This is a genomic window from Streptomyces sp. NPDC042002, from assembly GCF_055588305.1.
In genome coordinates this window covers 54,560-79,615 of the sequence record NZ_JBVJCT010000030.1, presented here as the reverse complement: position 1 = coordinate 79,615, position 25,056 = coordinate 54,560, and the positions used below count along the sequence as shown (strand labels likewise).

Genomic DNA, 25,056 nt, shown 5'->3' with positions numbered 1-25,056 from the left:
GACCGCAGCCGATCCGTCGTCCGACGAGGGGAACGGCAGTGCCGCCCACCAACAACCCCACCCTGCGGCAACGACGTCTCGGCATCGAACTGCGCAAGCTCCGCGAGCACGCCGGGCTCACCTCGACCGACGCGGCAGGCAGTCTGGGCTTGCAGCAGGCGCGGCTCAGCATGATCGAAGCCGGCCGCTATCCAGTGAGCGCGGACCGTGTACGCGCCATCGCACGCACCTACGACTGCGCGGACGAGTCGCTGCTCGACGCCCTGACTGCCATGACAGGGCGACGCACCCGAGGGTGGTGGGACGAGTACCGGGACCACCTGCCCCCCGACCTCGTCGACCTCGCCGAACTTGAGCACCACTCATCGGAGTTGAGGGTCTCCCTGGCCATCCACATTCCGGCCCTGCTACAGACTCCGGACCACACCCGGGCCATGCTGCGGGAGGCCGTTCCCGCCTTCCGCGCCTACGAGATCGAGCACCGGCTCTCCCACCGCATCAAGCGCCAGACCGTCCTGCACCGCACCAGTCCACCGCCGTACACCGCGCTGCTCCACGAGTCGGCCCTGCACATCCAGTACGGCGGACCGGACACCGCCCGTGACCAGCTGTCCCACCTGCTCACCCTGAGCGAAGAGGACCACATCACGCTCCGAGTGATCCCCTACACCTGTGGCGGCTTCCCCGGAAACGGACAGTCGATCAACTACGTACACGGCACCGACCCGCACCTCGACACCGTGCAGCTCGACACCCACCACGGCTGTGACTTCCTTGACGCACAAGCCCAGTTGACGAAGTACCGAACTATCCTCGACCGCATGGAAACCGTCGCTCTCAAGCCCGCACCCACACGCGACCTGGTCAACAACATCATCCGGAGCCTGTGATCGGTGCCCGCCATAACCCCGTACACCTGGCAGAAGTCCTCGTTCAGCCCGGACGGCTCCGACTGCGTCTACGTCGCCACCACCCCCACCGGAACGATCCTCCTCCGCGAGAGCGACGCCCCGAAAACGGTCCTCGCCACCGGGCCGCGCCAACTCGGCGCCCTGATAGCCGCCTTGCGGCCGACGCACGGCTAGCGGCTCGGACCGTTGTCGGAGGCGGTCGATATGGTCGGCGCACCTGATCAGTAGAGGAGCGCGGGCATGAGATCTCCGGCCGAGCTGGACGACGTCCGGTGGTCCGACCTGACCCACGCCTACGGCCCCGCCGAGGACGTACCCGGGCTGATCCGGGCGCTCTACGAGGACGACGCGGAAGCGGCCGACGAGGCGGTCTACGAGCTCTACGGCAACATCCACCACCAGGGCACGATCTACGCGGCCTCGGCACCCTCCGTCCCCTTCCTCGCCCACGCCGTGCTGCACGCGCCGGGCAAGCGCGACGAACTGCTGATGCTGCTCGCCGTCCTCGCCGACCACGACCCCGCCGCCGTCGAATCGCCGCACTGGCCCGGCAGCGATGCCGCCGCGGTCTGCGCGGAACTCCGCGACGTGCTCCCGGATCTGCTGCCGTGCCTCGGGGACCCCGAGCGCGGGGTACGCCGGGCGGCGCTCCGGGTGGTCGCGGCCGTGGCCGACCTGCTCCCGTACAAGACATGGGTCCTGGCAGTCGAGCAGGTCGACGCGCTCTACGCCGGCGAACCCGTCCCGGCCGTACGGGCGGACGCGCTGGTCGTCCTGAACCGGTTCGGCCGGGTGCTGGAACCCCTCGACAGCCCGCTGCCCGAGGTGAGGCTCGCCGCGGCCCAGCTGGCCGCCGAACGGTCCGGGCCGCCGTACGCGCCCGAACTCGTGGAGGTCTTCGCCGAGGACGGCGCCGAACCCGACCCCGGGGAGGACGACTTCCCCTGGTCGGACACCACCACCCAGGAAGAACAGCTCACCCGCCTGCTCACCCAGGACCCGGACGCCGGTCTCACCGTGGCCGCCCGCTGGATCGCGGCCGGGGACATCGGCTCACGCGGTTCCTGGCTGGCCCAGGAAATCGCCGAGACCTGGCGCGACCGCGAGCGCGAAGTCCTGGACCTGCTGCTGGCCGCGCTGCCCCACCAGAGAAGACCCACGGCCCTGTTCCGTACGATCGGCTAATGGATCGAGGGCCTGCCCGAGCCGGACGCATCCCTCCGGGACGGACTCCACCGGTACGCCCGTGGCGACGGCGAGGCCGCCGAACCCGCGCTGCTCGCTCTGGTGCACTCCCGCGATCCCCGCGCGCTGGAACTGGTACTCAAGCGCCCCACCGCCCGGCTGCTGACAGCGGCGGCGCGACGCTTCCCGGAAGCGGCCGACCAGCTGATACCTCTGATCCGCCGCGAGCTGGCCGCAGGCGCGACCGGGAACGACGGGATCGCCCTGGTGCAGGCCCTGGCCCCGTTCGGCACCGCGGCCCGCGCGGCCGGGCCCGAACTGGTCGACTGCCTCAGAACCCGTCGAGCGGCCATCGTCGCCGCCCGCCAACTCGGCTCCAACGGCATCCGTACGCCGGAGCTCACCGACCTGCTGCGAGACGCCACGCAGAGCAGCGACTCCTCGCTGAGGGCGTCGGCGGCCGTGGCCCACTACCAGGTGACAGGTGGCCCCGACACGGCGCTTCGCACCTACGAGGCGCTGCTGTCGTCCGGGGGCCAGACCAGTTGGTACCTGAGCGGACTGGAGCCGATGGGCAGCACCGCGGCTCCGCTGCTCCCTCGCATCGAGCCCCTGCTGGAGGCCCGCGGCGACTGGACGCGCGAGGCCGCCGCCAAGGCCCACCACTGGATCACCGGATCCCCGGACCGCGCCGTCCCCGTCCTCGCCGACCTGGTCGGAACCACCCCGGTCGGCCTCGGCGCCCTCAAGGCCCTCGCCGCCATCGGCCGGGTCCCGGAGGAGCTCCGCGACACCCTTCGCTCCTTCGTCTCCTCCCCCAAGCGCCTCATCACCGACTCCCCCTTGTCAGGCCAGGACCACCCGGACGACGAACTCCGCACGCTGTCCAGGTTGTTGCTCACGATCGGCTGACACCCCGCCAAGCCGGAACAGCCACTGACACTCCTGACCCATTCCGGGACACTCGGAGCTCTCCGCAGCGGATCCGGGGTCTGCTTGTCAGGGTTTGGGGTCTTCCGGGCTCATCGAGCGTCACGCTCGGCGAGATCGGTTCGGTCATGACGACCGGAAGGAGCCCGGGATGCGGCAGAAATGGGAGCCGGAGGCCGCGTGACCCCCTACGGCCGGTTCGAGCTGGACATGAATTCCCACCTCGACCTCGCCGCAGTGGCACGGGCCTAGGCGGCCTGACCTGAATCGTCGGTCAGAGCAGCCGCGGTCAGGCTGAGGTGCTGAACGAGGACCGCAGCTGCGGTGTCGGCGTCGCGGGCCAGCGCCACCTCCTCCAGCCTGCGGTGTTCCTCGAGGCCGTCCCGGTCGGGATTGCGGTGCGCCGACCAGCGGCGGGCCAGCTCGCTCGCGGTCCACAACCGGTCGAAGGTCTCCAGCAGTGCGCGGTTGCCGCACCCCTCCAGCAACGTGCGGTGGAAGACCCTGTGAGCCTCGGCCCAAGCGCCGGTGTAGTACTCGCCCTCCTCCGGCACGTACGCCGGAGTGCGGACCAGGCGGTGGTGGGCGGCCCGCACACGGGCCTCCCAGTCAATGTCGCCGCGCTCGATGGACATGCGCAGTATGACCGGTTCGATGGTCCGGCGGGCTTCCGCGATCTCCTGCCAGCGGTGGTCGGAGAAGGACGGGACGACGAACCCGCGGTTGGGCAGCCGGTCGGCGAGCCCCTCGCCGACCAGCCGCACGAGCGCCTCACGCGTGACGGCCAGGCTCACGCCCTGTTCCCTGGCGAGATCCTGCGGTTTGAGGGCGTCACCAGGGGCGTAGTCCCCGCGCATGATCGCGCGCTGCAGGTGTGCGTAGACCTGCTCGGAAAGCATCTGCTTCCCGGCGGAAGCGGAGTCGTGAGGCGTGCCTGTCATGACGACAGCATAGACGATCCCCAAGAAAATCGATTATTCATGCTACTGTCGATTTACTGGAGAGGGAGCGCCATCGAGGGCGGTGCCGTTCCGTCGCCCCTGCGGCCCCATGGCCGCGCCGCCGCCCCCAGCCCTGATGAGGAGCATCACCGTGAACGCCCACAACCCCTTCGCCCGCCTCCCCGAGGCGGTGTCCTTCACCATCACCAGCACCACCGTCACCGACGGCGCCGCGTGGCCGCCCAGGCAGCACGCCTCCGGCCTGCCCGGCGGCAAGGACATGTCCCCACAGTTGTCCTGGAGTGGTGCCCCGGACGGCACCAAGAGCTACGCCGTCACCGTCTACGACCCTGACGCCCCCACCGGGTCCGGGTTCTGGCACTGGGCGGTCGCCGACATCCCCGTCACCTGCACCGAACTGCCCGAGGGCGCCGGCGACGACACCGGCTCACACCTGCCCGAAGGCGCCTACCAGTTACCCAACGACGCCCGCGCAGCCCGCTACATCGGCGCCGCTCCGCCGGCCGGACACGGCCCGCACCGCTACTTCGTCGTGGTGCACGCCCTCGACGTCACGTCCATAAGCGTCCCGGCCGACGCCACCCCGGCCGTCCTCGGCTTCACCATGGCCCATCACACCCTCGGACGCGCGGTACTGGTCGCCACTGCCGAAACGTCCGCCTGACAGTGCCGCCCGACTTCCCGGAGAGACAACCGTGACGCACCTCGACGACCTTCCCGGCTCCGCCCGCCCCGGCGGCGGCCCGATGGACCTGAACACCGTCCGCGACGTCAGCCGCGCCGTCAGCGCCGCCCACCTGTTCATCTATCTCGCCCCCGAGAGCGCCCAGGAGGCGGCCGAGCTCGGCGTGAGTGACCGCGGGCGGGCGTATCTGGCGTTCCGGTCGGCCGCGATGGGCGCGGTCCCGTGGCAGGTCACGCTCGCGGCCTTCTACAACTTCAGCCCGCGGGCAGTGCGGGCCATGGCGGGCGTGTGGGACACCGCGCCGCCCGAGCGGTGGCAGGCCGCCCGCTTCGCGGCCGCCGGACGGGCGATGCGGCGCGTCGACGTGCGCCTCACGGACGACCAGCTCGCCGAGGCACGCTCGCTGATCGACCCGGTCGTCGCCGGTGCCGACTACGCCGGCAAGGTGCTGGCCGCCGCGAACGCCTCGGTCGGGTTTCCACCCGATCCTCTCGTCGCTCTCTGGCAGCAGATCACGGTGGTGCGGGAGTGGCGCGGTGACGCCCATCTCGTCGTGCTCGCCGGCAACGGCCTCGGGCCATGCGACTGCCTCGTCCTGCACACCGCGACGGGCCGCCTCCCGACAGCTCTCGCGCGAGCGACCCGGAAGTGGGACGACGAGGAGTGGAACGCGGCGACGGCACGTCTCACCGCCCGCGGTTGGCTCGACCCCGACGGCACGGTCACCGACACCGGCCGCGCGGCGCGGGAGCGGATCGAGGTGGAAACGGACGAGCACTGCGCCGCGCTGTGGGTACCGATCGGCGATACGGGTGCCCGCCGCTTCGCCTCGCTCATCGCGCCGATCGCCGGCGCGTTCACCGCGGCGGGGACGTTCCGGGCCGTGCGGTGACGGCAGGATCCCGCATGGACGGTCCTTTGCACGATCAAGATCGACAACCGGCTGCCGGACCCCGCCCGCGCCCCGATCCGTTCTCAAAAACCGAACCACACACCGCACACCCCTCACCCGCAACCTTCCGCCCCGACAAAGAGTCGAACTCCCGTCCGGCGATGGCTACTTCGCCGGGGTCTCTTCTGTCCTATCTGGGGGATGCGATGACTTCTGTCTCCGTCGGGCGCGTGCTGCGCCGCGGGGTATGTGCCGGAGCCGTGGGGGCGTTGATCCTCGCCGGTCTCGGGAGTGGGGTCGCCTTCGCCGGCGCCGCGCAGAGCGATTACCTGGAGATCCAGGCACCGGAGGAATCGACGGTCACCGTCGCTCCGGACGGCGGTGCGGCGCAGTACCGATCACTGGCCATCGGTCTGACCCACGGCGACACCACCGTGCTCGAAGGGCGGCTCACCGTCGACGTCTCGGGGCTCGCCGGGGTCGCCGAAGTGGCCTGGCCGGACAACTGCACGCCGGACGACGCCGGCACCGTCGCCGTGTGCGACACCGGCGACGTGCCGAACCGCTACAACCCGACGGTGCGTCTGAAGGTGCGGGCCACCGCCGACGCCGCCGTGGGTGCGCAAGGTGCGATCGAGTACTCCGCCGAGGCCACCGGCGGCCCCGACGGCACGCTCGCCGCCTGGCAGGGCGCGGAGACCGTCGTCACCGTCGGCTCCGGTCAGGACCTCGGTATCAGCGCCCCGCAGGACGTCACCGGCGTCGCGCCCGGCAGCAGCCTGCTCGTGCCGTTCTCCGTCACCAACACCGGCAACGAGACCGCGCACGGCTTCAAGGTGTCGATGTGGGCGACGTACGGTCTGGATGTCTCCACCCGATACCCGCAGTGCACCTACACCGGACCGGACAACAGCGGGTTCAGGTACGTAGCCTGCTCCTTCGACACCGACGTCCCGCCCGGCACCACCGTGGAGCTGCCGGAGCCGCTGCGGCTCGCCGTCACCGGCCACGCGCTGCACGAGCGGTTCGACTACAACGTCGCCCTCGCCGACGACGCCACCGACCTCGACAGCTCGGACAACAGCCGCTCGTGGCACATCAACGCCGACAACACCGCCGACTTCACCGTGAAGGGCACCCAGGTGAGCGGCGCGGTCGGCGACACCGTCACCACCGCCTTCCGCTTCGTCAACAACGGCCCGGCCTGGGTCGGTGACGTCACCTCCGGCGACCCGCTCGTCGCGATCGACTTCTATCTCCCGGAAGGCACCACCGCCACGTCCGTGCCCCGCACCTGCCGAACCACCAGGACACCGGGCGACGCCCCGGACGTCGTCCACTACGCCTGCACCCTGCCGACGTGGACCACGCCCGACCTGGACGTCAGCTTCCCGTTCGAGCTGCGCATCGACCGGGTCGTCCCCGACGCGACGGGTCGAGTCGTCGCCCGGCCCTACTCCGGCGGCGCGTCCCTCGACTTCGACCCGGACAGCACGAACAACTCGGCCGAGGTGATCGTCAACCCGTCCGCCTGACAGCGGTGAGGGAGTGAGGGGGCGAGCCCGTGGCTCCGCCCCCTCTTCCGTTCCCGCGCCACGACGGGGGCACCGGCATGTACGGCCTGTGACTGACAGCGCCCCTCCCGGGGCGCGACCCGCGTCAATTCGCGTGGAACCTCTTCGGCGCCTCCGTCGGATTGCCGCCCGACGGCAGTTTCTGGCCGGAGCAGCCGCTCAGCACCTTCTTCATGGCCGCCTTCTCGGCGCTGGTGACCCAGAGTCCGTACTTCTTCTTCACCGCCACCTGTGCGGCGACATACGTGCAGCGGTACGCCTTGTCGGGCGGGAGCCAGGTCGCGGTGTCGCCGTCGCCCTTGCTGCGGTTGGCGCTCGCGCCGACGGCACGGAGGTTGAGCGGGTCGTTGGCCAGCGCTATCCGCTTGCTCGCGTCCCAGTACTTGGCGCCCGTCTGCCAGGCGTCCGAGAGCGCGACGAGGTGGTCGATGTCGACCAGGCTGCGCCCGCGGACGTAGGTGACGTCCTTGCCGCCGTACGGATCGGGTTCGAGGACTCCGCGGGACACCCTGCACTTGCCGTCGCTGAACTTCACCTCTTTCAGGTCCCGCTTGAGGATGTCGTCACGGGTGTCGCACGAATTCGCGTCGGTGTCGGCCCAGGCCGTGCCGAACCGCTCCCTGCTGTATCCGGTCTTGGGCGCGCGCCCCTTGACGGCCAGCGAGTCCACGGCGGCGTAAGCGGCGCCACCGCTGCCCGCCGCCGTCTCCTGCGGTGCCGGCGACCCCAGGTCACCCTTCTTGCAGCCGCTGACTCCGGCGCCGATGACGAACACCACCACTGCGGCAGTCGCCGCCCCACCCCTCAGACGCAGCACAGCGTCCCTCCCCTTCGCCTCCCCGGGTCCGTCCAGATCGGACGTGATTCCCGTCTGCCCAAGGTAACGGCCACCATTCCTCGGCCATACCAGGCATCAATGGGCAATAGGCGCACGCCGGGCGTATCGTCGGTCGTGAGTCACCTCGGGAAGGAGCTCTGGATGGGCATCTTCGACAGGTTCAAGAGCAGCCACGCGGCACAGGACAAGGCAGGCCAGATGTCCGATGCCGCCGAGAAGCAGGTCAACAAGAAGACCGGCGACAAGTACACGGACAAGGTCGACGACGCGCAGCAGAAGGCCGAAGGCGCGATGGGGATGGACCGTAACCGCGACCGGCCGGAACAGTCGTAGCCGGAGCGATTCGAGAACCGCTTCCCCCTCCAGCCCCATCGCGGCATCCCGCCGGGTGGGGCAGGGGTCGTCGAGGTGCGCCCCAACCCTCGTACCTCGCGGCTCCCCCGCCCTCGCAGTGTTCGGTCGGGGCGGCCCTTGCCGCGGGTGTCAGACCTTTCCGATGCCCAGCGTCGTCTCCGACGGCAGCAGTCCCGAGCTCAGCACCGCGACCCAGAACTCGCCGAGCAGGTCGGCGAGGCGGGTGACGGCGTCCGGGCCGAGGGACTGCCAGGGGGCGGCGGCGAGGCGGTCGGTGTGGTGCTCGACCTGGCGGCGCAGCTCACGGCCGGCGTCCGTGGCGATGCCGTCCTTGTCCACAAGCCCCCGGGCGACCAGACGGTCCCTGGCCGCGGTCCACTCCTCGGGGCTCCAGCCACGGCTCTCGAAACGCTCCACGGAGGCCGCCCCTATCGCCGCGAAGGAGACCAGTGACTCCGCCGGGTCCAGGCCGGCGACGAGCAGGGCCGCGAGGTGGCCGTCGCCGCGATGCTCGCGCAGGATCGTCGCCGCGTGCCACAGCTGGAGGTGCGGGGCCTCGGGCCAGGGCAACCCGGCGTTGGCGGCGGCGAGTTGGCGCCCCGCGGTGCTCGCGGCCTCGGCGGCCCGGCGGGCCAGCGCGGCGGCTTCGGCGAGTTCGGGACTGCTGACGCGGTCGCCGAGTATCGCACGGTACGCCCGGTCGACAGCTCGCTCCCGCGCCGCCAGCACCCGCTCCGGACCGGCCGTCCGCCAGGCCGAGTTGATGTGCTCGTCCACCATGCGCGGGCTGAAACCGTAGAAGGCGGAGGCCACTCGCCCGCCGCCGACCGCCCCCAACGGCGCCGCGCGGTAGGGGAAGTAGCTGGGCCAGCGCTCCTCGGTCCCGTATCCGAGCGCCGCCGCCTCCTCGAAGGCCTCCGGCGCGTAGTACAGCACGGCGTGCAGGGGCTCCAGCAGATGCCAGAGCTGGCGCACCCGGCCGAGGTCGACGCCCGCACCCTCCGCCGGCGCCCCTTCCTCCGCGACCTCCGCCCCGCCGATCCCACTCGCCCCACGCACGTTCTCGGACATGACTCCACCCCTCGTCACGTAACGACACGCTCCACAACTTGACACTGCCAAGATTGCCCGAGCCGACCGAACTTGTCAACGACTAGATTCCTCCCGACTGACCCCAGCCGACCCCGACGGGCCCCACCCGACCTCAACCGGCCCCCGCCAGTCCCGCCGCCCCGGGCGCCCGAACTTGGCAATGCCTAGATTCGGCGTACGCTTCTGTCATGAATCCCGCGAAGACCAGCGGCGGCGCCGCGCGCCCCTACCACCACGGGGACCTGCGCCGCGCCATCCTCGGCGCCGCTCTCGACGTCATCGCCGTCGAGGGGCCCTCCGCGGTGAGCCTGCGCGACCTGGCCCGCCGCGCGGGCGTCTCGCACGCCGCCCCGGCACACCACTTCAAGGACCGCATCGGCCTGCTCACGGCCATCGCGGCGGAGGGCTTCGGGCTCCTGGCGACCGCGCTCGACGACGCCGACGACCTGCGCGACGCGGGCGTGCGCTACGTACGTTTCGCGCGGGAGCATCCAGCCCACTTCCAGGTCATGTTCGCCCCGGAGCTGCTCCGCGAGGACGACCTGGAGCTCACGACGGCCCGGACGCTCGCGGGCGTCCGGCTGCGCGCCGCCGTCTCCGCGCTCCCCTCGGAGGGCCGCGGCCCCGACACCCACCTCGCCGGCATCGCGGCCTGGTCCCTCGCCCACGGCTTCGCCACGCTGCTGATCAGCCACAACCTGGACGGCCAGGTGGGCGTGGAGGACCCCGACGAGGTCTTCCACGCCCTGACGGGAATGCTGTTCCGTCCCCAGCGACCCTGATCAGGCCCTCGGCACCGGAAGCCCCAGCGGCCCCGATCAGGTTCCTCCCTACTGGAAGGAGCCGCTACGACCCGAGGATCGAAGCCAGGAACTCCCCGGTCCAGCCGAGCAACTCCCGTCCCACCAGCGGCTTTCCGCCGACCTTCGCGGTCTTCGGACGGGGGACGAGGATCTGGTGGGCCGTCGGCTTGATGACGGTTCCCGGGTACAGGCGCTGGAGGCGCAGCTCCTGGGACTCCCTCAACTCCACCGGCGCGAAGCGGATGTTGTTGCCCTGGAGGACGATCTCGCCGACCCCGCAGGCGCGCGCGAGCATCCGCAGGCCCGCCACGAGGAGCAGGTTCTCGACCGGCTCGGGCAACTTGCCGTAGCGGTCGACGAGTTCCTCGCGTACGGCCTTGACGTCCTCCTCCGTGTTCGCGGAGGCGATGGACCGGTACGCGGCGAGGCGCAGCCGCTCGCCCGGCGCGTACTCGTGCGGGACGTGCGCGTCGACCGGAAGCTCGATCTTGACCTCCAGCGGCGGCTCCTCCTCCACTCCGCCTTCCAGGGAGGCGCGGTAGTCCGCGACGGCCTCGCCCACCATGCGTACGTACAGGTCGAAGCCGACGCCGGCGATGTGGCCCGACTGTTCGCCGCCGAGCAGGTTGCCCGCTCCGCGGATCTCCAGGTCCTTCATCGCCACGTACATGCCCGCGCCCATCTCGGTGTGCTGGGCGATCGTCGCGAGCCGTTCGTGGGCCGTCTCCGTGAGGGGCTTCTCCGGCGGATACAGGAAGTAGGCGTAGCCGCGTTCCCGGCCGCGGCCGACCCGGCCACGCAGCTGGTGGAGCTGCGACAGGCCGAAGTTGTCGCCGCGCTCCACGATCAGCGTGTTCGCGTTCGAGATGTCGATGCCCGACTCGACGATCGTCGTGGAGACCAGGACGTCGAACCTCTTCTCCCAGAAGTCGACGACCACCTGCTCCAGCGCCTGCTCCCCCATCTGGCCGTGCGCCGTCGCGATACGCGCCTCCGGGACGATCTCACGCAGCCGCGCCGCCGCCCGGTCGATGGACTCGACCCGGTTGTGGATGTAGAAGACCTGGCCCTCGCGCAGCAGTTCACGGCGGATCGCCGCGCCGATCTGCTTCTCCTCGTACGGGCCGACGAAGGTCAGCACCGGGTGCCGCTCCTCCGGCGGGGTGGTGATCGTGGACATCTCGCGGATGCCCGTGACCGCCATTTCGAGCGTACGGGGGATGGGGGTGGCGGACATCGTGAGGACGTCGACGTTGGCGCGGAGCTTCTTCAGCTGCTCCTTGTGCTCGACGCCGAAGCGCTGCTCCTCGTCGACGATGACCAGGCCCAGGTCCTTGAACTTGGTCTCCGCGGAGAACAGCCGGTGGGTGCCGATGACGAGGTCCACCGAGCCCTCGCGCAGCCCCTCCAGGACCGCCTTGGCCTCGGTGTCCGTCTGGAAGCGGGACAGCGCGCGGACGTTGACCGGGAACTGCGAGTAACGCTCGGAGAACGTGCCGAAGTGCTGCTGCACCAGCAGGGTCGTGGGGACGAGGACCGCCACCTGTTTGCCGTCCTGCACCGCCTTGAACGCGGCGCGGACCGCGATCTCCGTCTTGCCGTAGCCGACGTCGCCGCAGATCAGGCGGTCCATCGGGACCGTCTTCTCCATGTCCTCCTTGACCTCGGCGATCGTCGTGAGCTGGTCGGGCGTCTCCGCGTAGGGGAACGCGTCCTCCAGCTCGCGCTGCCAGGGCGTGTCGGCGCCGAAGGCGTGGCCCGGGGCGGCCATCCGCGCCGAGTACAGCTTGATCAGGTCGGCGGCGATCTCCTTGACCGCCTTCTTGGCGCGGGCCTTGGTCTTGGTCCAGTCGGCGCCGCCCAGGCGGTGCATCGTCGGGGCCTCGCCGCCGACGTACTTGGTGATCTGCTCCAGCTGGTCGGTGGGGATGTAGAGGCGGTCGCCGGGCTGGCCGCGCTTGGCGGGGGCGTACTCGACGACCAGGTACTCGCGGGTCGCGGTCTGGACGGTGCGCTGCACCATCTCGATGTAGCGGCCGACACCGTGCTGTTCGTGCACGATGTAGTCGCCGGTCTCCAGGGTCAGCGGGTCGATCGTCTTGCGGCGGCGGGCCGGCATGCGGGCGCCGTCCTTGCCCGCCGCCTTCTGGCCGGAGAGGTCGGTCTCCGTCAGGACGGCGAGTCGCAGCGCCGGGTCGACGAAGCCGAAGTCGATGGACCCGCACGCCACATGCACGACGGACGGGCCGATCCCGGTGAGGTCGGTGTCCAGACGGGCGGCGATGCCCTCGCCGCCCAGCACCTCGACGGTGCGGGCCGCCGGGCCGTGCGCCTCGGTGACGTAGACCGTGTGCCAGCCGTCGGCCAGCCAGCCCTTGGTGTCGGCGAGCGCGCGGGCGGTGTCGCCGCGGTAGGTCTCGGGGGCGTGCATACCCAGCTTGAGCGTGTCTCCCACGCCACCGGCATAGGCGTCCGTGAGTTCCCCGTCGGCGGCGAACGGCGACACCGACCACCACATCATGTCCAGCTCGCGCGCCCGGTCCCGTACGTCCGCGATGGACCACAGGGAGGCCGCGCCGACGTCGATGGGCGCCTCGCCGCCCCCGGCCGTCGCCGCCCAGGACGCCTGGAGGAACTCCTGCGAGGTCGCCACCAGGTCCGCGGCCCGTGTCCGTACCCGCTCCGGATCGCACACGACGGTCATCGCGCCCTCGGGCAGCACGTCGAGCAGCAGTTCCATGTCGTCGACGAGGACCGGGGCGAGCGACTCCATGCCTTCGACGGCGATGCCCTCGGCGATCTTGCCGAGGAGTTCGCCGAGCTCCGGGTGGGCCTCGGCGAGAGCCGCGGCCCGTGCCCGCACGTCCTCCGTGAGCAGCAGTTCGCGGCAGGGCGGGGCCCACAGGCCGTGTTCGGCGACCTCCAGGGATCGCTGGTCCGCGATCTTGAAGTAGCGGATCTCCTCGATGTCGTCGCCCCAGAACTCCACCCGCAGCGGGTGTTCCTCGGTGGGCGGGAAGACGTCCAGGATGCCGCCGCGGACGGCGAACTCGCCGCGCTTCTCGACGAGTTCGACGCGCGAGTACGCGGCTGCCGCGAGCGCCGCGACGGTGTCGCCCAGGTCGGCCGCGCTACCGGTGCGCAGGACGACGGGCTCCAGGTCGCCCAGGCCCTTGACCTGCGGCTGGAGGACCGAGCGAACGGGAGCGACGACGACGGACACCGGGCCGGTCTCGGGGTCGTCGGGGCGCGGGTGGGAAAGGCGCCGCAGGACGGCGAGACGCCGGCCGACGGTGTCCGACCTGGGCGAGAGCCGCTCGTGCGGCAGCGTCTCCCACGACGGGTACTCGGCCACGCCGTCCGGCGGGAGCAGGGTGCGCAGGGCGGCGGCCAGGTCCTCGGCCTCGCGGCCCGTGGCCGTCACCGCCAGCACCGTACGGCCGGTCTCGCGGGCGAGCGCGGCGACGGCGAACGGGCGCGCCGCCGGTGGGCCGACCAGGTCGACGTGCATCCGGTTGCCGTCGCCGGCGGCCTTCACCGCCTCCGCGAGGGCGGCGTCCTTGACGACGGCGTCGAGCAGACCGTGCAGGCTCATGAAGGGCTTCCATCCCGGGGAGTGGGCAACGCGAGACGCCCGACACGTGGGACGGGCCGGGGGCATCCAGCCTACGACTCCGCGCACCCGGGCCGAGGCCCGGAGGACCACGTACTCCCGGAACGGGGGCCACTCGCGCGCACTTCCGGACCGGGCCCCGGAACCCCTCGAACACTGCGGGCCCGGTCCGAGGAGAGTCGCTCTCCTCGGACCGGGCCCGTCCGTTCCGCCGCGACCCCCGTACGCGGTGGCCGTTCGGCCGCCCGCCGAGCGGGCTGGTCCTAGTCGGTGGCGATCGCGTTCAGTACGTTCATCCGGCCCGCCCGGAACGCCGGGATCAGGGCGGCGAACAGACCCACGAAGGCCGAACCGATGAAGACCCCGATGATGGTCGGCCAGGGGATCTCCAGGACCTTCAGACCCTCCAGGGCGAGGAGTTTCTGGGCGGTGGCGCCCCAGGCCATACCCAGGCCCAGGCCGAGGAGGGCGCCGAAGAGGGCGATGACGACCGACTCCAGGCGGATCATGCGGCGCAGCTGGCGGCGGGAGAGCCCGATGGCGCGCATCAGGCCGATCTCGCGGGTGCGCTCGACGACCGACAGCGCCAGGGTGTTGACCACACCGAGGATCGCCACCACGATCGCCAGGCCCAGCAGGCCGTAGACCATGTTCAGGAGCTGGCCCACCTGGTCCTTCAGTTCCTGCTTGTAGTCCGTCTGGTCGCGGACCTGGTACTGCGGGTACGGCTCCATGGACTTCTTCAGGGCCGCGTACGCCTGCTTCTCCTGGCCGGGCTTGGCCTTGGCGAACATGATCTCGTTCGGCGGGATCCTGTTCGCGGGCAGGTACCTCTTCATCGTCTCGATGCTGGTGTACCGGACCTCGTGGTCGATGGCGACGTCGTCGTCCGTGATGGCCGCGACCTTGAGCTTCGCCGTGGCGCCGTCCTTGAAGGCGACGGTCAGGGTGTCGCCGATCCGCACGCCGTGCTTCTTGGCGTACTTCGAGCCCACCGACATGGCGTTCTTGCCGTAGGCCGCCGCCAGGTCACCGGCGGTCGTCTTGCGCCGCAGGTCCTGGGCGTACGACGGGTCGGCCGCGGTGATCCCGGAGTCGTCGACCTGTCCGTCCGGCGAGGTCGTCTTCGCCGCGATGTCCTTGTAGCGGGTGACGTGCTCCAGGCCCGGGCTCGCCTCCATGGCCTTCTCTGCCTGCGGGACGATCCGCTGCTGGCCCTGGACGATGAAGTCCGCGCCGACCGACTTGTCGAGCTCGTCGGTCGCCGAGGCCACCATGGACGAGCCGACCACCGACAGGCAGGCGACCAGGGCAAGGCCGATCATCAGGGCCGCGCCGGTGGCCCCGGTGCGGCGCGGGTTGCGCAGCGCGTTGCGTTCGGCGAGCCGGCCCACGGGGCCGAACATCCGCAGCAGGACGGCGCTGATCACCCGGACCACGCCGCCGGCCAGCAGCGGGCCGACGATCACGAAGCCGATCAGGGTGAGGACGATGCCCGCGCCGAGGACCAGTGAACCGTCGGTCGCCTTGTGGGCGGTGGCCGCCGTGTACAGCGCGAACGCTCCGGCGCCGGTCAGGGCCAGGCCGATCAGTCCGCGGACGAGACCCGCCTTGCCGTCCGCCGGGGTGCCGGCGTCGCGCAGCGCGGCCATCGGGGAGACCTTGCCCGCGCGGCGGGCCGGCAGATAGGCGGCCAGGACGGTGACGACGACACCGAGGATCATGCCGATGACCGGGGTGGCCGCCTTGACGGTCAGGTCACGCGTGGAGAGGTCCATGCCCATGGACGCCATGAGTTTCATCAGGCCGACCGCGAGGCCGACGCCCGCGGCGACGCCGAGGACCGAGCCGACGAAGCCGAGCAGCAGCGCCTCGACCAGCACCGAGCGGTTGACCTGCTTGCGGGAGGAGCCGATGGCGCGCATCAGGCCGATCTCGCGGGTGCGCTGGGCGACCAGCATCGAGAAGGTGTTGATGATCAGGAAGATGCCGACCAGGAACGCGATCCCGGCGAAGCCGAGCATGGCGTACTTGATGACGTTCATGAACTGGCCGACGCCCTGGCGGTTCTCGTCGGCGTTCTCCTTCTGCGTCTGGATCTTGTACGACCCGTGGAGCGCGGTGGAGACGTTCCGCTTGAGGCGCGCGTCGGAGACGCCCGGCGCGGCGGTGACGTTGATCTGGGTGAACCGGCCGGTGGAGCCGAGCAGTTCGCGCTGGGCGGTGGCGGTGTCGAACCAGACGACGGCGGCACCGGGGTTGGTCACCTTGAAGGTGGCGATCCCGACGATCTCGGCCTTGAAGTCACCGGTGACCGCGATGGTGCGCAGCTCGTCGCCCATCTTCAGGTGGTGCTTCTTGGCGGTGTCGACGTCGACCATCACCTCGGTGGGTCCGCGTGGGGCGCGGCCGGAGGTGATCTCCGTGGAACGGAGGTCGTTGCGCGACCAGTTGCCCGCGATGGTCGGGGCTCCGGTGGTGGAGCCCATGTTCTTGTTGCGGCTGTCGACGACGGTCACGTTCAGCGAACTGACCGCGCCCTCGGCGGACTTGACGCCGTTCGTCTGCTCGGTCCGGGTCAGCGCGGAGGCCGGCACCGACTCGGGCTTGCCGTTCTGCGGGGTGTCGTCGTTCTTGGCGGCCTTCGGCAGCACCGTCACGTCGGAGGAGGTGGCCGCGAAGAGCTTGTCGAACGTCGTGTTCATCGTGTCGGTGAACACGAGCGTGCCGCAGACGAAGGCCACCGACAGCAGGACGGCCACGGCGGACAGGGCCATGCGTCCCTTGTGCGCGAAGAAGTTGCGCATCGAGGTCTTGAGGACGGTCATGACGTCCGCCCGCGGGAGTCGAAGTCCTTCATACGGTCCAGGACCTGGTCGGCCGTCGGCTGGTGCATCTCGTCGACGATCCGGCCGTCCGCGAGATACAGCACGCGGTCCGCGTACGAGGCGGCCACCGGGTCGTGCGTGACCATCACTATGGTCTGGCCCAGGTCGTCGACCGAGCGCCGCAGGAAGCCCAGCACCTCGGCGCCGGCCCGGGAGTCGAGGTTTCCGGTCGGCTCGTCGCCGAAGATGATCTCGGGGCGGGCCGCCAGCGCCCGCGCCACCGCGACGCGCTGCTGCTGGCCGCCGGAGAGCTGGTTCGGGCGGTGCTTGAGCCGGTCGGCGAGCCCGACGGTCTCCACGACCTGGTCCAGCCAGCGCTTGTCGGGCTTGCGGCCCGCGATGTCCATCGGGAGCGTGATGTTCTCCAGGGCGTTCAGTGTCGGCAGCAGGTTGAACGCCTGGAAGATGAAGCCGATCCGGTCCCGGCGCAGTTGCGTCAGCTTCTTGTCCTTGAGCCCGGTGATCTCGGTCTCGTCGAGGAAGATCTGGCCTGAGGTGACGGTGTCGAGCCCGGCGAGGCAGTGCATCAGGGTGGATTTGCCGGAGCCCGAGGGGCCCATGATCGCGGTGAACCGGCCCCGCGCGATGTCCACGTCGACCTGGTCGAGGGCGACGACGCGGGTCTCTCCCGACCCGTACGCCTTGACGACCTGACGCGCCCGCGCGGCGACGGCCGTACGCCCTCCAGTGCCCTCGTGCCTGGGAATGCTTACAGCCGATGTCACGGTATGTCTCCTAAGTCGGCCAACGGGGGAAACCGCTGGTCCTCGAAAGTCGCTGAGCGGGTGCGACGGCCGCGGAGGTCCGCGCCGTTCGGACGCGGTACGTCGGCCACGTCCGTAAGTCTGGTGCCGCGAGGGGGTCGGACGCGCTGGTGCACGGCCCCGTCTTCTGCTGGGGAAAACCCCACCCCCGCGGGTGTGCGGTCCGCACGACCGGAGCGCGCCCCCGACGGCGTAGGACAAGGTTAAGGACGCCCCCCGCCCCGTCTCGTCCTCCGACGGGACGACCCCTCCCCGAGCCCTGGTGCGGAGATCCCCCTAGGGGTCCTCCACCCCTCGGTGGACAACTCCTCGGGGTCGGTTCCACCCCCGGGCCCGCACAGCCTCCACCCTCCCCCGGCGTCAGGCTCAAGCGGGAAGCAGGGCCCGGCGGATAGATGCAGGGGGAAGGAATCCCCTGGCGCGCCGAGGACCCGCGTACGAAGGCCCGCCCCACCACCGACCACGGCACCAGAACCCGTCCCCATCAGTCACTCAAGAGCACCCGCTTCCCACACGTGAACCCCAAGGGACCTCCAGGACAGCTCCAGGGAAACTCCACAGGTGAACGCGGGTAACACCCCAGGTCACCGAAGCAAGCGCATACCGACCACCCAGTTCGGTGAAACGGTCGCGCGCTCCTGCTACCTACGAGTAGCGTGCGCTGCCCACCCCCCCCAGCTCCCTGCGGTCCCGCACCGGACCCGAGCCACGCAAGGAGAACCGGGATGCCAGACGCGTTCTCGTCCCCCGAGCACCCAAAGCCACGTCAGCAGCGCCCGCACCAACGGCAGTACCCGGCGCCCCAGCCTCCGCGGAACCCCCCGTACCAGCAGCCGTACCAGCCGTACCCGGCGTACCTGCCGTACGACGAGCAACCCGAGCATCCTGAGCCCGCCCGGCACGCCGGTCACCCGCCGCCCGGCGAGGCCCCCGCTCCCGCCCGGCTCACCTACCCCTGGCAACCACAGCCCCGGCCCCCCGAGCCCCCGCGACGGCGGATGCCGCGTCACCAACCCCTCGGACAGCACAGCGACATCAGACTCCTGCGGGGCGCCTACCGTTGGCAGCGGCGCGTCGCGACCCTCACCGCGCTCGGCTACTTCACCCTCTTCCTCGTCCTGTCGGCCTTCGCGCCGTCGCTGATGACGAGCACCGTGTCCGGCGGACTGTCGACCGGCCTGCTGCTCGGCCTGCTCCAGGTCCCCGTCACCTGCCTCGCCATCTGGCTGTACGAGCACTCCGCGCGCCGGCGCGTCGACCCGATCGCGGACCGGCTCCGCAAGCAGACCGAACTGGACGCGAAACGGGAGACGGCACGATGACGGGGTTCACCAGTTCCGCGCAGGCCATGTCGCTCGTGGCGTTCACGGCCGTCGCCACGATCACCCTGCTGCTGTGCGTGATGACCGGCCCGGACCGCGACGACCTGGACGAGTTCTACACCGGCTACGGATCCCTCTCGCCGATGCGCAACGGCCTTGCCATCGCCGGGGACTACATCTCCGCGGCGAGCGTGCTCGGCACCGGCGGCGTCATCGCGCTGGCCGGCTACGACGGGGTCGTCCTCGCCCTGAGCACCGCCCTCTCCCTGATGCTGCTGATGTTCCTGCTGGCCGAACCGCTGCGCAACGCGGGCCGGTTCACCATGGGCGACGCGCTCGCGCGCCGGACGCCCGGCCGCGCCGTCCGCAACACGGCCTGCGCGGTGACCATCGTGGCGCTGCTGCCGCTGATGCTGGTCCAACTGGCGGGCGCGGGCGACCTGCTGGCGTTCATCCTCGGCTTCTCCGGCGACTCCCTCAAGACCGACTGTGTCATCGGCCTCGGCGCGCTGATGATCAGTTACGCGGCGATCGGCGGCATGAAGGGCACCGCCCTCATCCAGATCCTGAAGATCGTGATGCTGCTCGGCTCGGGCGCGGTGGTCGCCGTACTCGTCCTGCGGCGCTTCGACTGGAACCCCGGCACGCTGCTGGCCACCGCCGCCGGGAACAGCGGCGTGGGCGACGCCTTCCTGCGCTCCGGTCTCCAGTTCACCGGCGGCGCCAGCCCGCGCCTGGACATGATCACCTCGGAGCTGACGGTCGTCCTCGGCGGCGCCTGCCTCCCCCACATCACCATGCGCATGTACACCGCGGACAGCGCCCGTCAGGTGCGCAGGTCGCTGTCCTGGGCGGTGCCCTGCGTGGCCCTGTTCGTGCTGATCGTCAGCGTCATCGGCTTCGGCGCCACGGCCATGATCGGCCGCGACGCGATCGCGACGGCCGACCCACAGGGCAACACGGCCTATCTGCTGGGCTCCAGGGCCGTCTTCGGCACCTCCGTCTCCACCGCCGAGACCCTCCTGTTCACCACCGTGACGACAGCGATCTTCCTGACGCTGCTCGCGTCCGTCGCCGGGATGATCCTGGCCTGCGCCAACTCCCTCGCCCACGACGTGTTCGCGCACAGCCGGCTCTTCCGGGGCCGTCGCCACGACGACGAACTCTCCCCGCGCCGCGAGATGCTGCTCGCCCGCATCTCGGCGCTGGCGGTGGGGGCACCGGCCATCCTGCTCGCCACCCTCGCCCAGCACCGCAGCCTGCAGCCGCTGGTCACCCTGTCCTTCTGCATCGGCGCCTCCGCGATCGCGCCCGCGCTGGTCTACAGCCTCTTCTGGCGCCGCTACACCCGGACCGGCCTCCTCGCCACCCTCATCGGCGGCACCCTCACGGTCCTCGCCCTGATGCCGGGCACGAACCTCGTCTCCGGCTCCCCCACCGCCGCGTTCCCGGACGCCGACTTCAACTGGTTCCCGTTCACCACGACCGGCATCGTGTCGATCCCGCTGGGGTTCGCCTACGGGTGGATCGGGACGGTGATCTCGGGGCGCCGCGAGGCGGAGGTGCAGCGGAGGCAGTACGAGGCGGTGGAGATGTGGATTCTGGCGGGGGCGATACGGAGGGGGCGGTGAGGGGGTGTGAGGGGGTGCCCTCTTGACTGAGCGAGACGGGCGGGTGACCGGGAAATCCGCCGCGGAGCGGCGAAGAGACCCCGCGGAGCGGGGCTACTCCGCCGGGGCCCGCCCCGTGAGCGACGTGAGGCTGCTCCGTACGTGGTCCATGTGGGCCCGTACGTGATCCCACCGCTCCCCGTGCTCGCGCAGCACCCGCTCGGTCTCCCGGGCGACCCGTTCCTCCACGACCCGCGCTTCGGCGAGCACCCCGGCGGCCCGCGCCGCCGCGTCCTCCTGCCGGTGCCGGTCCGACTCCTTCGCCTCGGCGAGGTCCCTCGCGGCCCGGGCGAGCGACTCCTCGGCGCGCGCCGCGCGTTCGAGATGCCGCGCCTCCGACGCGGCCTCGCGCTCGGCGTCGGCCCGCTCGGCCTCCGCCCACCGCGCGGTGTGCTCCGCGTCCCGCTCGGTGACCAGGGCCTCCGTCCGCCGCCGCACCTCGCGCAGCGCGGTCAGCGCCTCGCCCCGGTTCTCCTTGACCTCCCGCCGCGCGGAGATCCGTACCTCGTCGGCCTCGGCGCGCGCGTCGAGGAGCCGCTGCAGGGCCCACTCCTCCGCCTCGTCGCCCACCCCGTCGGCGTACGCCTGCGCGGCCTCCCGTACCTCGCGCCCCGCGGCCTCGGCCTCCTCGGCCTCCGACCTGGCCTCGCGCCGCGCCTCTTCCCGAAGGGCCTCGGCCTCCTCCTCGCCGAGCTGGAAGATCCGCCGCGCCCGCTCGCCGAGCTCGTCGTACGTCTGCGGGGCGAGCCGCGTCACGGCCTCCCGCAGCCGCTCCGCCTCGGCCTCCATGTCCCTCGCCAGCACGGTGAGCCGGGCGGCCCGCTCCCACGCGGCGTCGCGGCCCCGGGAGAGCGCCGCGGCGTACGCGTCGACCTGTTCGGGCCGGTAGCCACGTCCCCGTACGGCCACGAAGCCGTGCTGCGACACCGATGTGCTGCTCATCCTTGGACCCCTCTCCGCCCGACACACACGAAAAGACGATTTCGCGCACATCTTGATGGATCGCACGGAAGTGTTCATAACGCGACACTCCGCCCATCCATTCGGCCGGAGTCGCGCCATACCCGTGTCATTTGAGGTCAGCGACCCGAGACACGACACCGGCGGAACGCCCGGAGAGGCGAGGTTCCACCTTCGTACGGCTCCTCCCGTTCCACCCTCGTACGGCTCCTCTCGCCGACGCCCTCCACCGGTGTACGGGACCTACGCACCGCCCGTCGGGGCCGGCGTGCCACCCGTACGAACGAACGAGGCGCCCGACCCGTCGCACGGGTCGAGCGCCTCATCCGTCCTGCCGTCGTCCTGGTCGTCCCGCCGTTCCCCTACCGGGCCGCCGCTAGAGCAGGCCGTCCCACATCTCCTCCAGCAGGACCGACCACCAGCTCTCCGGGGAGGCGAGTGCCGCCGGGTCGAGCGAGGCGAGCTGCGCCTGGAAGTCGACGGTCCAGCGGCCCGCCTGCTCCTGGTTGAGGCCGAACCGCAGCCGCCACATCCGGCCGAGCAGCGCGAGACAGCGCGCGAACTCGGGCAGACCGGTGTTCACGAACTGCGGCGGCACCGGAGCGCCCCCGGGACCGGCCTCGACCGGCACGGCGACGATGTTCGCCGTGCCGTACTGGACACAGATCGCCTTGCCGAAGTCGCTGCCCATGACGAGGTACGAGCCCGCGTCCTGAGACGCCGCCACCCCGCGCTCCTGCGCCAGTTCGGCGAGCGTCGGCACCGGACGGCCCGGCTGGGCCTGTGCCCAGAAGAACGGTCCCATGTCGACCGGCAGCCCGGCCACGACCAGGGTGTGCGCCACGATGTCGGGCACGCCCTGCCGCGACACGGCCGCCTGGTCGAACCGGAACATCCCCGGCCCGAACGCGGCCGCCAGCTCCTGCCCGATCGCCTCCGGCGGGATCGGCGGCGCGGGCTGCACCGGCGGGATCGGCGCCCGTACCGGCGCCGGACGCGCCGGACCGTCCGCGACCTGATGCAACTCGCCCTGATGCGCGAGGAGTTGATGCATTCCCTGCTGACGGCTCGCGTGATCCGTGCCGTACGGCGCGATGCTCGTGATCCGCGCCTGCGGGAAGGTCTCCCTGATCATCCGCGCGCAGTACGCGCCCGGCAGCTCACAGGACTCCAACTCCGTGTGCAACTCCAGCACTTGCTGCGGCGGCACGTTCATCGCGCGCAGCTCGTGCAGGATCTGCCACTCCGGATGCGGGGTGCCCGGCGCCGACCGCCGGATCAGCTGCTGCTCCGATCCGTCCTGCGCCCGATACCGCAGCACGGCCTGATAGCCGGGCCCGACGGTCGGCTGCCCCGTCTGCGGATAGCCGTACGCGGGAGGCCGCTGCCCCGGCATGGGCTGGCCGGGCATGGGCTGTCCGGGCAGCGGCTGCCCTGGCATCGGCTGCTGTCCGGGCAGCGGCTGAGGGGCGCCCGGCGGTATACCGGGGGCCTGCGGAGGCGGCGGCGCACCCGGGCCTCCGGCGGGAGGCCCGGCGAACATGGTCGCCGCGTGGTGCACCCCGCCGGGAGGCGTGCCCCCGGGAGGCTGGGGCGCACCAGGAGCGCTGAACACACCGGGAGCACCGGGCGGCTGCGGAGCGCCCGGCCCGCCCACCGGGGGCCCGGCGAACATCGTCGCGGCGTGGTGCGCTTCCCCCGGAGGCGTGGCGCCCGGCGGGTTCGGCACACCGGGACCGGGCTGCTGCCACGGCGCGCCCGGGGCACCCGGCGGCTGCGGAGCGCCGGGCCCGCCCACCGCGGGCCCCGCCAGCATCGTGGCGGCATGGTGGACTCCACCGCCCGGAGGCATGGCACCGGGAGGCATGGCACCGGGAGGCTGGGGCGCACCAGGCGCCCCCGGAGCCCCCTCGGGCCCGTCCGGCCCGAGCTGCGAAACAAGCTGCGTCGGCACGTACCCGCCCGCGGGCGTACCCGGGGCGCCCGGTCCGGACGGCGAAGGCGGACCGTCCGGCCGCGCACCCGGCATCCCGGGGGCGCCCGGCGGATGCGGAGCGCTCGCCCCGCCGGCGCGCGCCCCACGGGGCGGCGCCTGCGCCTTGCTGGTCGCGGCGTCGGCTATGTCACCGGCGTTCGGAGGCAGCGGTCGCGACGGCGCGGCGGGCGGCGGCGGTGTGCCGAGGGTGCCCGGAACGGGCGGGGCGCCGGGCGGCGGTGTGCCCGGACCCTGGGGGAAGCCGTACGCGGGCGCATCCGGCGGAGGCGTCCCCTGCGGGCCACCCGGAACGGGCGCGCCGGGCGGCGGCGTGCCAGGACCCGTGCCCGGACCCTGCGGATAGCCGTAGGCGGAGGCACCGGGCGGCGGACCCTGCGCGCCGGGCCCCTGCGGATACCCGTACGAAGACGCACCGGGCGGCGGGCCGCCGGGCAGGCCGTGCCCGGTTGAAGAACCGTACGGCGCGGGGGAGTTCGGGTCACCGGCCGCGGGAGACATCGTCGTACGCGGGAGTCGGCTGCCCCCGGACATCATCGCGGTCTGGGCGTGCGCCGCGGCGGGCGGCGGGGTGCGCGAGTCGTCGACATCGGTCAGCGGCGGCGCGAACACGGTCGCCGGCAGCGGTACGGAGCGGTCGTCCCCGGGATCGGCGTTCGTGTCCGTCCCCGCCCACGGGGTCGCGTCGGCGGGGACGTCCGACCTTGCGTCGTACGGACCGGGGACCTCGTCGTCGGTCGCGGCGGCCGGCCACGGCGTGGCCCCACCGGGAACCGACGGCAGGCCCGGCGCGGGAGTCCCGGAGTACGCCGCCGCAGCCGAGGAAGCGGCGTGCGCTCCCGGCGTGGACGGCATTCCGTGCTCCCCGGAGTTTCCGGGCACACCCGGAAGCGAACTCCCGCCCGCGACAGCTCCGTTCGTGGAGGCACCCGCCGAAGAGGCGGCGGCCGGACGCGACCCCGCCCCGTCGGAGGCGGACGGTCCCGACCCCGCGCGGCGGTCCGGAATCCCCATCCTGTCCGCGGCCTCCTGCAGCCACTCCGGGGGACTCAGCAGGAACGACGTCTGGTTCAGGTCGACCCGGGCCGCGGGCGCCGGCGCCGGTTCGGGGGACGCGTCCGGTACCCCGTACTCCTCCTCGTACCGGCGAATGACCTCACCCACCGGCAGCGCGGGCCACAATGTGGCCTCTCCGCTGTCCCGCGCGATGACGAGCCGCTGCGCGCCCCCGTCGGAGCGCGGGCCCTCGGCGCGGTCCTCCGCCCATACGACAAAACCGAGTTCGAACTCGCGTACCCGCACCTCGCGGTGCTGGTACCCGGGCACGTCCCCGTTGATCCACTCTTCCGCGCGCTCCTGCGCCTGCGCGAAGGTCACCATCGCAACCTCACTCCCCCACCGAAGACACCGAAGCAGCCGAAGACACCGAGGAGACGGGCACGGCGTACGCGAAACCGCCGTCCACCATCAGGTTCGCCACCGTCTCCAGCTCCGGCGGGGGGGGGGGGGGGGGGGGGGGGGAGGGGGGGGGGGGGGGGGGGAGGGGGAGAGGAGGGGGGGGGGGCGGGGGGGGTTTGAAGTCGGGTAGGGGGGGCGGGGTGGAAAAAGAGGTGCTATCCT

19 protein-coding genes and 1 pseudogene are annotated in these 25,056 nt (G+C 71.7%); 11 read left to right on the top strand and 9 right to left on the bottom strand.

Annotated elements, in window-relative coordinates:
• Nucleotides 1-38: 38 nt before the first annotated feature.
• From ACZ6KY_RS31840 to ACZ6KY_RS31825, 4 genes are all read left to right on the top strand, one after another.
• The gene (locus ACZ6KY_RS31840) at nucleotides 39-890 is read left to right on the top strand and encodes a helix-turn-helix domain-containing protein (RefSeq protein ID WP_469313723.1); all 852 of its coding nucleotides are present in this window, start codon (nucleotides 39-41) and stop codon (nucleotides 888-890) included.
• 3 nt (nucleotides 891-893) lie between these two features.
• Entirely contained in the window at nucleotides 894-1,085 is a 192-nt protein-coding gene (locus ACZ6KY_RS31835; protein ID WP_469313722.1) for a DUF397 domain-containing protein, read from the top strand.
• 66 nt (nucleotides 1,086-1,151) lie between these two features.
• A complete protein-coding gene (locus ACZ6KY_RS31830) occupies nucleotides 1,152-2,096 on the top strand; it encodes a hypothetical protein (protein WP_469313721.1) in 945 nt (314 codons plus the stop codon).
• Nucleotides 2,097-2,198: 102 nt separating this feature from the next.
• On the top strand, nucleotides 2,199-3,008 hold the full coding sequence (locus tag ACZ6KY_RS31825) for a hypothetical protein (protein ID WP_469313720.1): 810 nt from the start codon (nucleotides 2,199-2,201) through the stop codon (nucleotides 3,006-3,008).
• A gap of 266 nt (nucleotides 3,009-3,274) precedes the next feature.
• On the opposite strand, the gene ACZ6KY_RS31820 is transcribed toward ACZ6KY_RS31825, so the two are convergent.
• A complete protein-coding gene (locus ACZ6KY_RS31820; protein ID WP_469313719.1) occupies nucleotides 3,275-3,967 on the bottom strand; it encodes a GntR family transcriptional regulator in 693 nt (230 codons plus the stop codon).
• 151 nt (nucleotides 3,968-4,118) lie between these two features.
• Here ACZ6KY_RS31820 and ACZ6KY_RS31815 point away from each other — a divergent pair, with 151 nt between their 5' ends.
• The 3 genes from ACZ6KY_RS31815 to ACZ6KY_RS31805 all read left to right on the top strand — a co-directional run bounded on the left by ACZ6KY_RS31815 (nucleotide 4,119) and on the right by ACZ6KY_RS31805 (nucleotide 7,100).
• Complete coding sequence (locus tag ACZ6KY_RS31815) at nucleotides 4,119-4,652, top strand: YbhB/YbcL family Raf kinase inhibitor-like protein (RefSeq protein WP_469313718.1); 534 nt, start codon at nucleotides 4,119-4,121, stop codon at nucleotides 4,650-4,652.
• An 82-nt stretch (nucleotides 4,653-4,734) separates the two neighbouring features.
• Nucleotides 4,735-5,565, top strand: a complete 831-nt coding sequence (locus ACZ6KY_RS31810) for an SCO6745 family protein (RefSeq protein ID WP_469313747.1) — start codon at nucleotides 4,735-4,737, stop codon at nucleotides 5,563-5,565.
• 206 nt (nucleotides 5,566-5,771) lie between these two features.
• The gene (locus tag ACZ6KY_RS31805) at nucleotides 5,772-7,100 is read left to right on the top strand and encodes a COG1361 family protein (RefSeq protein WP_469313717.1); all 1,329 of its coding nucleotides are present in this window, start codon (nucleotides 5,772-5,774) and stop codon (nucleotides 7,098-7,100) included.
• 124 nt (nucleotides 7,101-7,224) lie between these two features.
• Here the strand turns inward: ACZ6KY_RS31805 and ACZ6KY_RS31800 are convergent, their stop codons facing one another.
• Entirely contained in the window at nucleotides 7,225-7,956 is a 732-nt protein-coding gene (locus ACZ6KY_RS31800; RefSeq protein ID WP_469313716.1) for an HNH endonuclease family protein, read from the bottom strand.
• Between the two features lie 162 nt (nucleotides 7,957-8,118).
• Here ACZ6KY_RS31800 and ACZ6KY_RS31795 point away from each other — a divergent pair, with 162 nt between their 5' ends.
• On the top strand, nucleotides 8,119-8,310 hold the full coding sequence (locus ACZ6KY_RS31795) for an antitoxin (protein WP_469313715.1): 192 nt from the start codon (nucleotides 8,119-8,121) through the stop codon (nucleotides 8,308-8,310).
• 150 nt (nucleotides 8,311-8,460) lie between these two features.
• On the opposite strand, the gene ACZ6KY_RS31790 is transcribed toward ACZ6KY_RS31795, so the two are convergent.
• A complete protein-coding gene (locus tag ACZ6KY_RS31790; protein ID WP_469313714.1) occupies nucleotides 8,461-9,402 on the bottom strand; it encodes an SCO6745 family protein in 942 nt (313 codons plus the stop codon).
• 209 nt (nucleotides 9,403-9,611) lie between these two features.
• Between ACZ6KY_RS31790 and ACZ6KY_RS31785 the strand changes: the two genes are divergently transcribed.
• Nucleotides 9,612-10,205 (top strand): TetR/AcrR family transcriptional regulator, encoded by a 594-nt coding sequence (locus ACZ6KY_RS31785; RefSeq protein WP_469313713.1) that lies wholly within the window; start codon nucleotides 9,612-9,614, stop codon nucleotides 10,203-10,205.
• A gap of 64 nt (nucleotides 10,206-10,269) precedes the next feature.
• Here the strand turns inward: ACZ6KY_RS31785 and mfd are convergent, their stop codons facing one another.
• From mfd to ACZ6KY_RS31770, 3 genes are all read right to left on the bottom strand, one after another.
• Complete coding sequence (gene mfd, locus ACZ6KY_RS31780; protein WP_469313712.1) at nucleotides 10,270-13,821, bottom strand: transcription-repair coupling factor; 3,552 nt, start codon at nucleotides 13,819-13,821, stop codon at nucleotides 10,270-10,272.
• A gap of 281 nt (nucleotides 13,822-14,102) precedes the next feature.
• Nucleotides 14,103-16,667 (bottom strand): ABC transporter permease, encoded by a 2,565-nt coding sequence (locus ACZ6KY_RS31775; RefSeq protein ID WP_469313711.1) that lies wholly within the window; start codon nucleotides 16,665-16,667, stop codon nucleotides 14,103-14,105.
• Nucleotides 16,664-17,452 (bottom strand): ABC transporter ATP-binding protein, encoded by a 789-nt coding sequence (locus ACZ6KY_RS31770; protein ID WP_328555109.1) that lies wholly within the window; start codon nucleotides 17,450-17,452, stop codon nucleotides 16,664-16,666. The genes ACZ6KY_RS31775 and ACZ6KY_RS31770 overlap by 4 nt, the downstream gene beginning before the upstream one ends.
• Before the next feature lie 896 nt (nucleotides 17,453-18,348).
• On the opposite strand from ACZ6KY_RS31770, the gene ACZ6KY_RS31765 reads away from it, so the two are divergent.
• Nucleotides 18,349-18,813 (top strand): DUF485 domain-containing protein, encoded by a 465-nt coding sequence (locus tag ACZ6KY_RS31765; protein WP_469313746.1) that lies wholly within the window; start codon nucleotides 18,349-18,351, stop codon nucleotides 18,811-18,813.
• A complete protein-coding gene (locus tag ACZ6KY_RS31760; protein ID WP_469313710.1) occupies nucleotides 18,810-20,444 on the top strand; it encodes a sodium/solute symporter in 1,635 nt (544 codons plus the stop codon). Before ACZ6KY_RS31765 ends, ACZ6KY_RS31760 begins: the two co-directional genes overlap by 4 nt.
• A 93-nt stretch (nucleotides 20,445-20,537) precedes the next feature.
• Here ACZ6KY_RS31760 and ACZ6KY_RS31755 read toward each other — a convergent pair whose 3' ends face one another.
• From ACZ6KY_RS31755 to ACZ6KY_RS31745, 3 genes and pseudogenes are all read right to left on the bottom strand, one after another.
• Nucleotides 20,538-21,425 carry a cellulose-binding protein gene (locus ACZ6KY_RS31755; protein WP_469313709.1) on the bottom strand — a complete coding sequence of 296 codons (888 nt, stop codon included), beginning with the start codon at nucleotides 21,423-21,425 and terminating at the stop codon, nucleotides 20,538-20,540.
• Between the two features lie 394 nt (nucleotides 21,426-21,819).
• Complete coding sequence (locus ACZ6KY_RS31750) at nucleotides 21,820-24,816, bottom strand: SUKH-4 family immunity protein (protein ID WP_469313708.1); 2,997 nt, start codon at nucleotides 24,814-24,816, stop codon at nucleotides 21,820-21,822.
• 7 nt (nucleotides 24,817-24,823) lie between these two features.
• A pseudogene (locus ACZ6KY_RS31745) lies at nucleotides 24,824-24,934 on the bottom strand (cell wall assembly protein Knr4); the annotation flags it as partial.
• Nucleotides 24,935-25,056 lie beyond the last annotated feature (122 nt).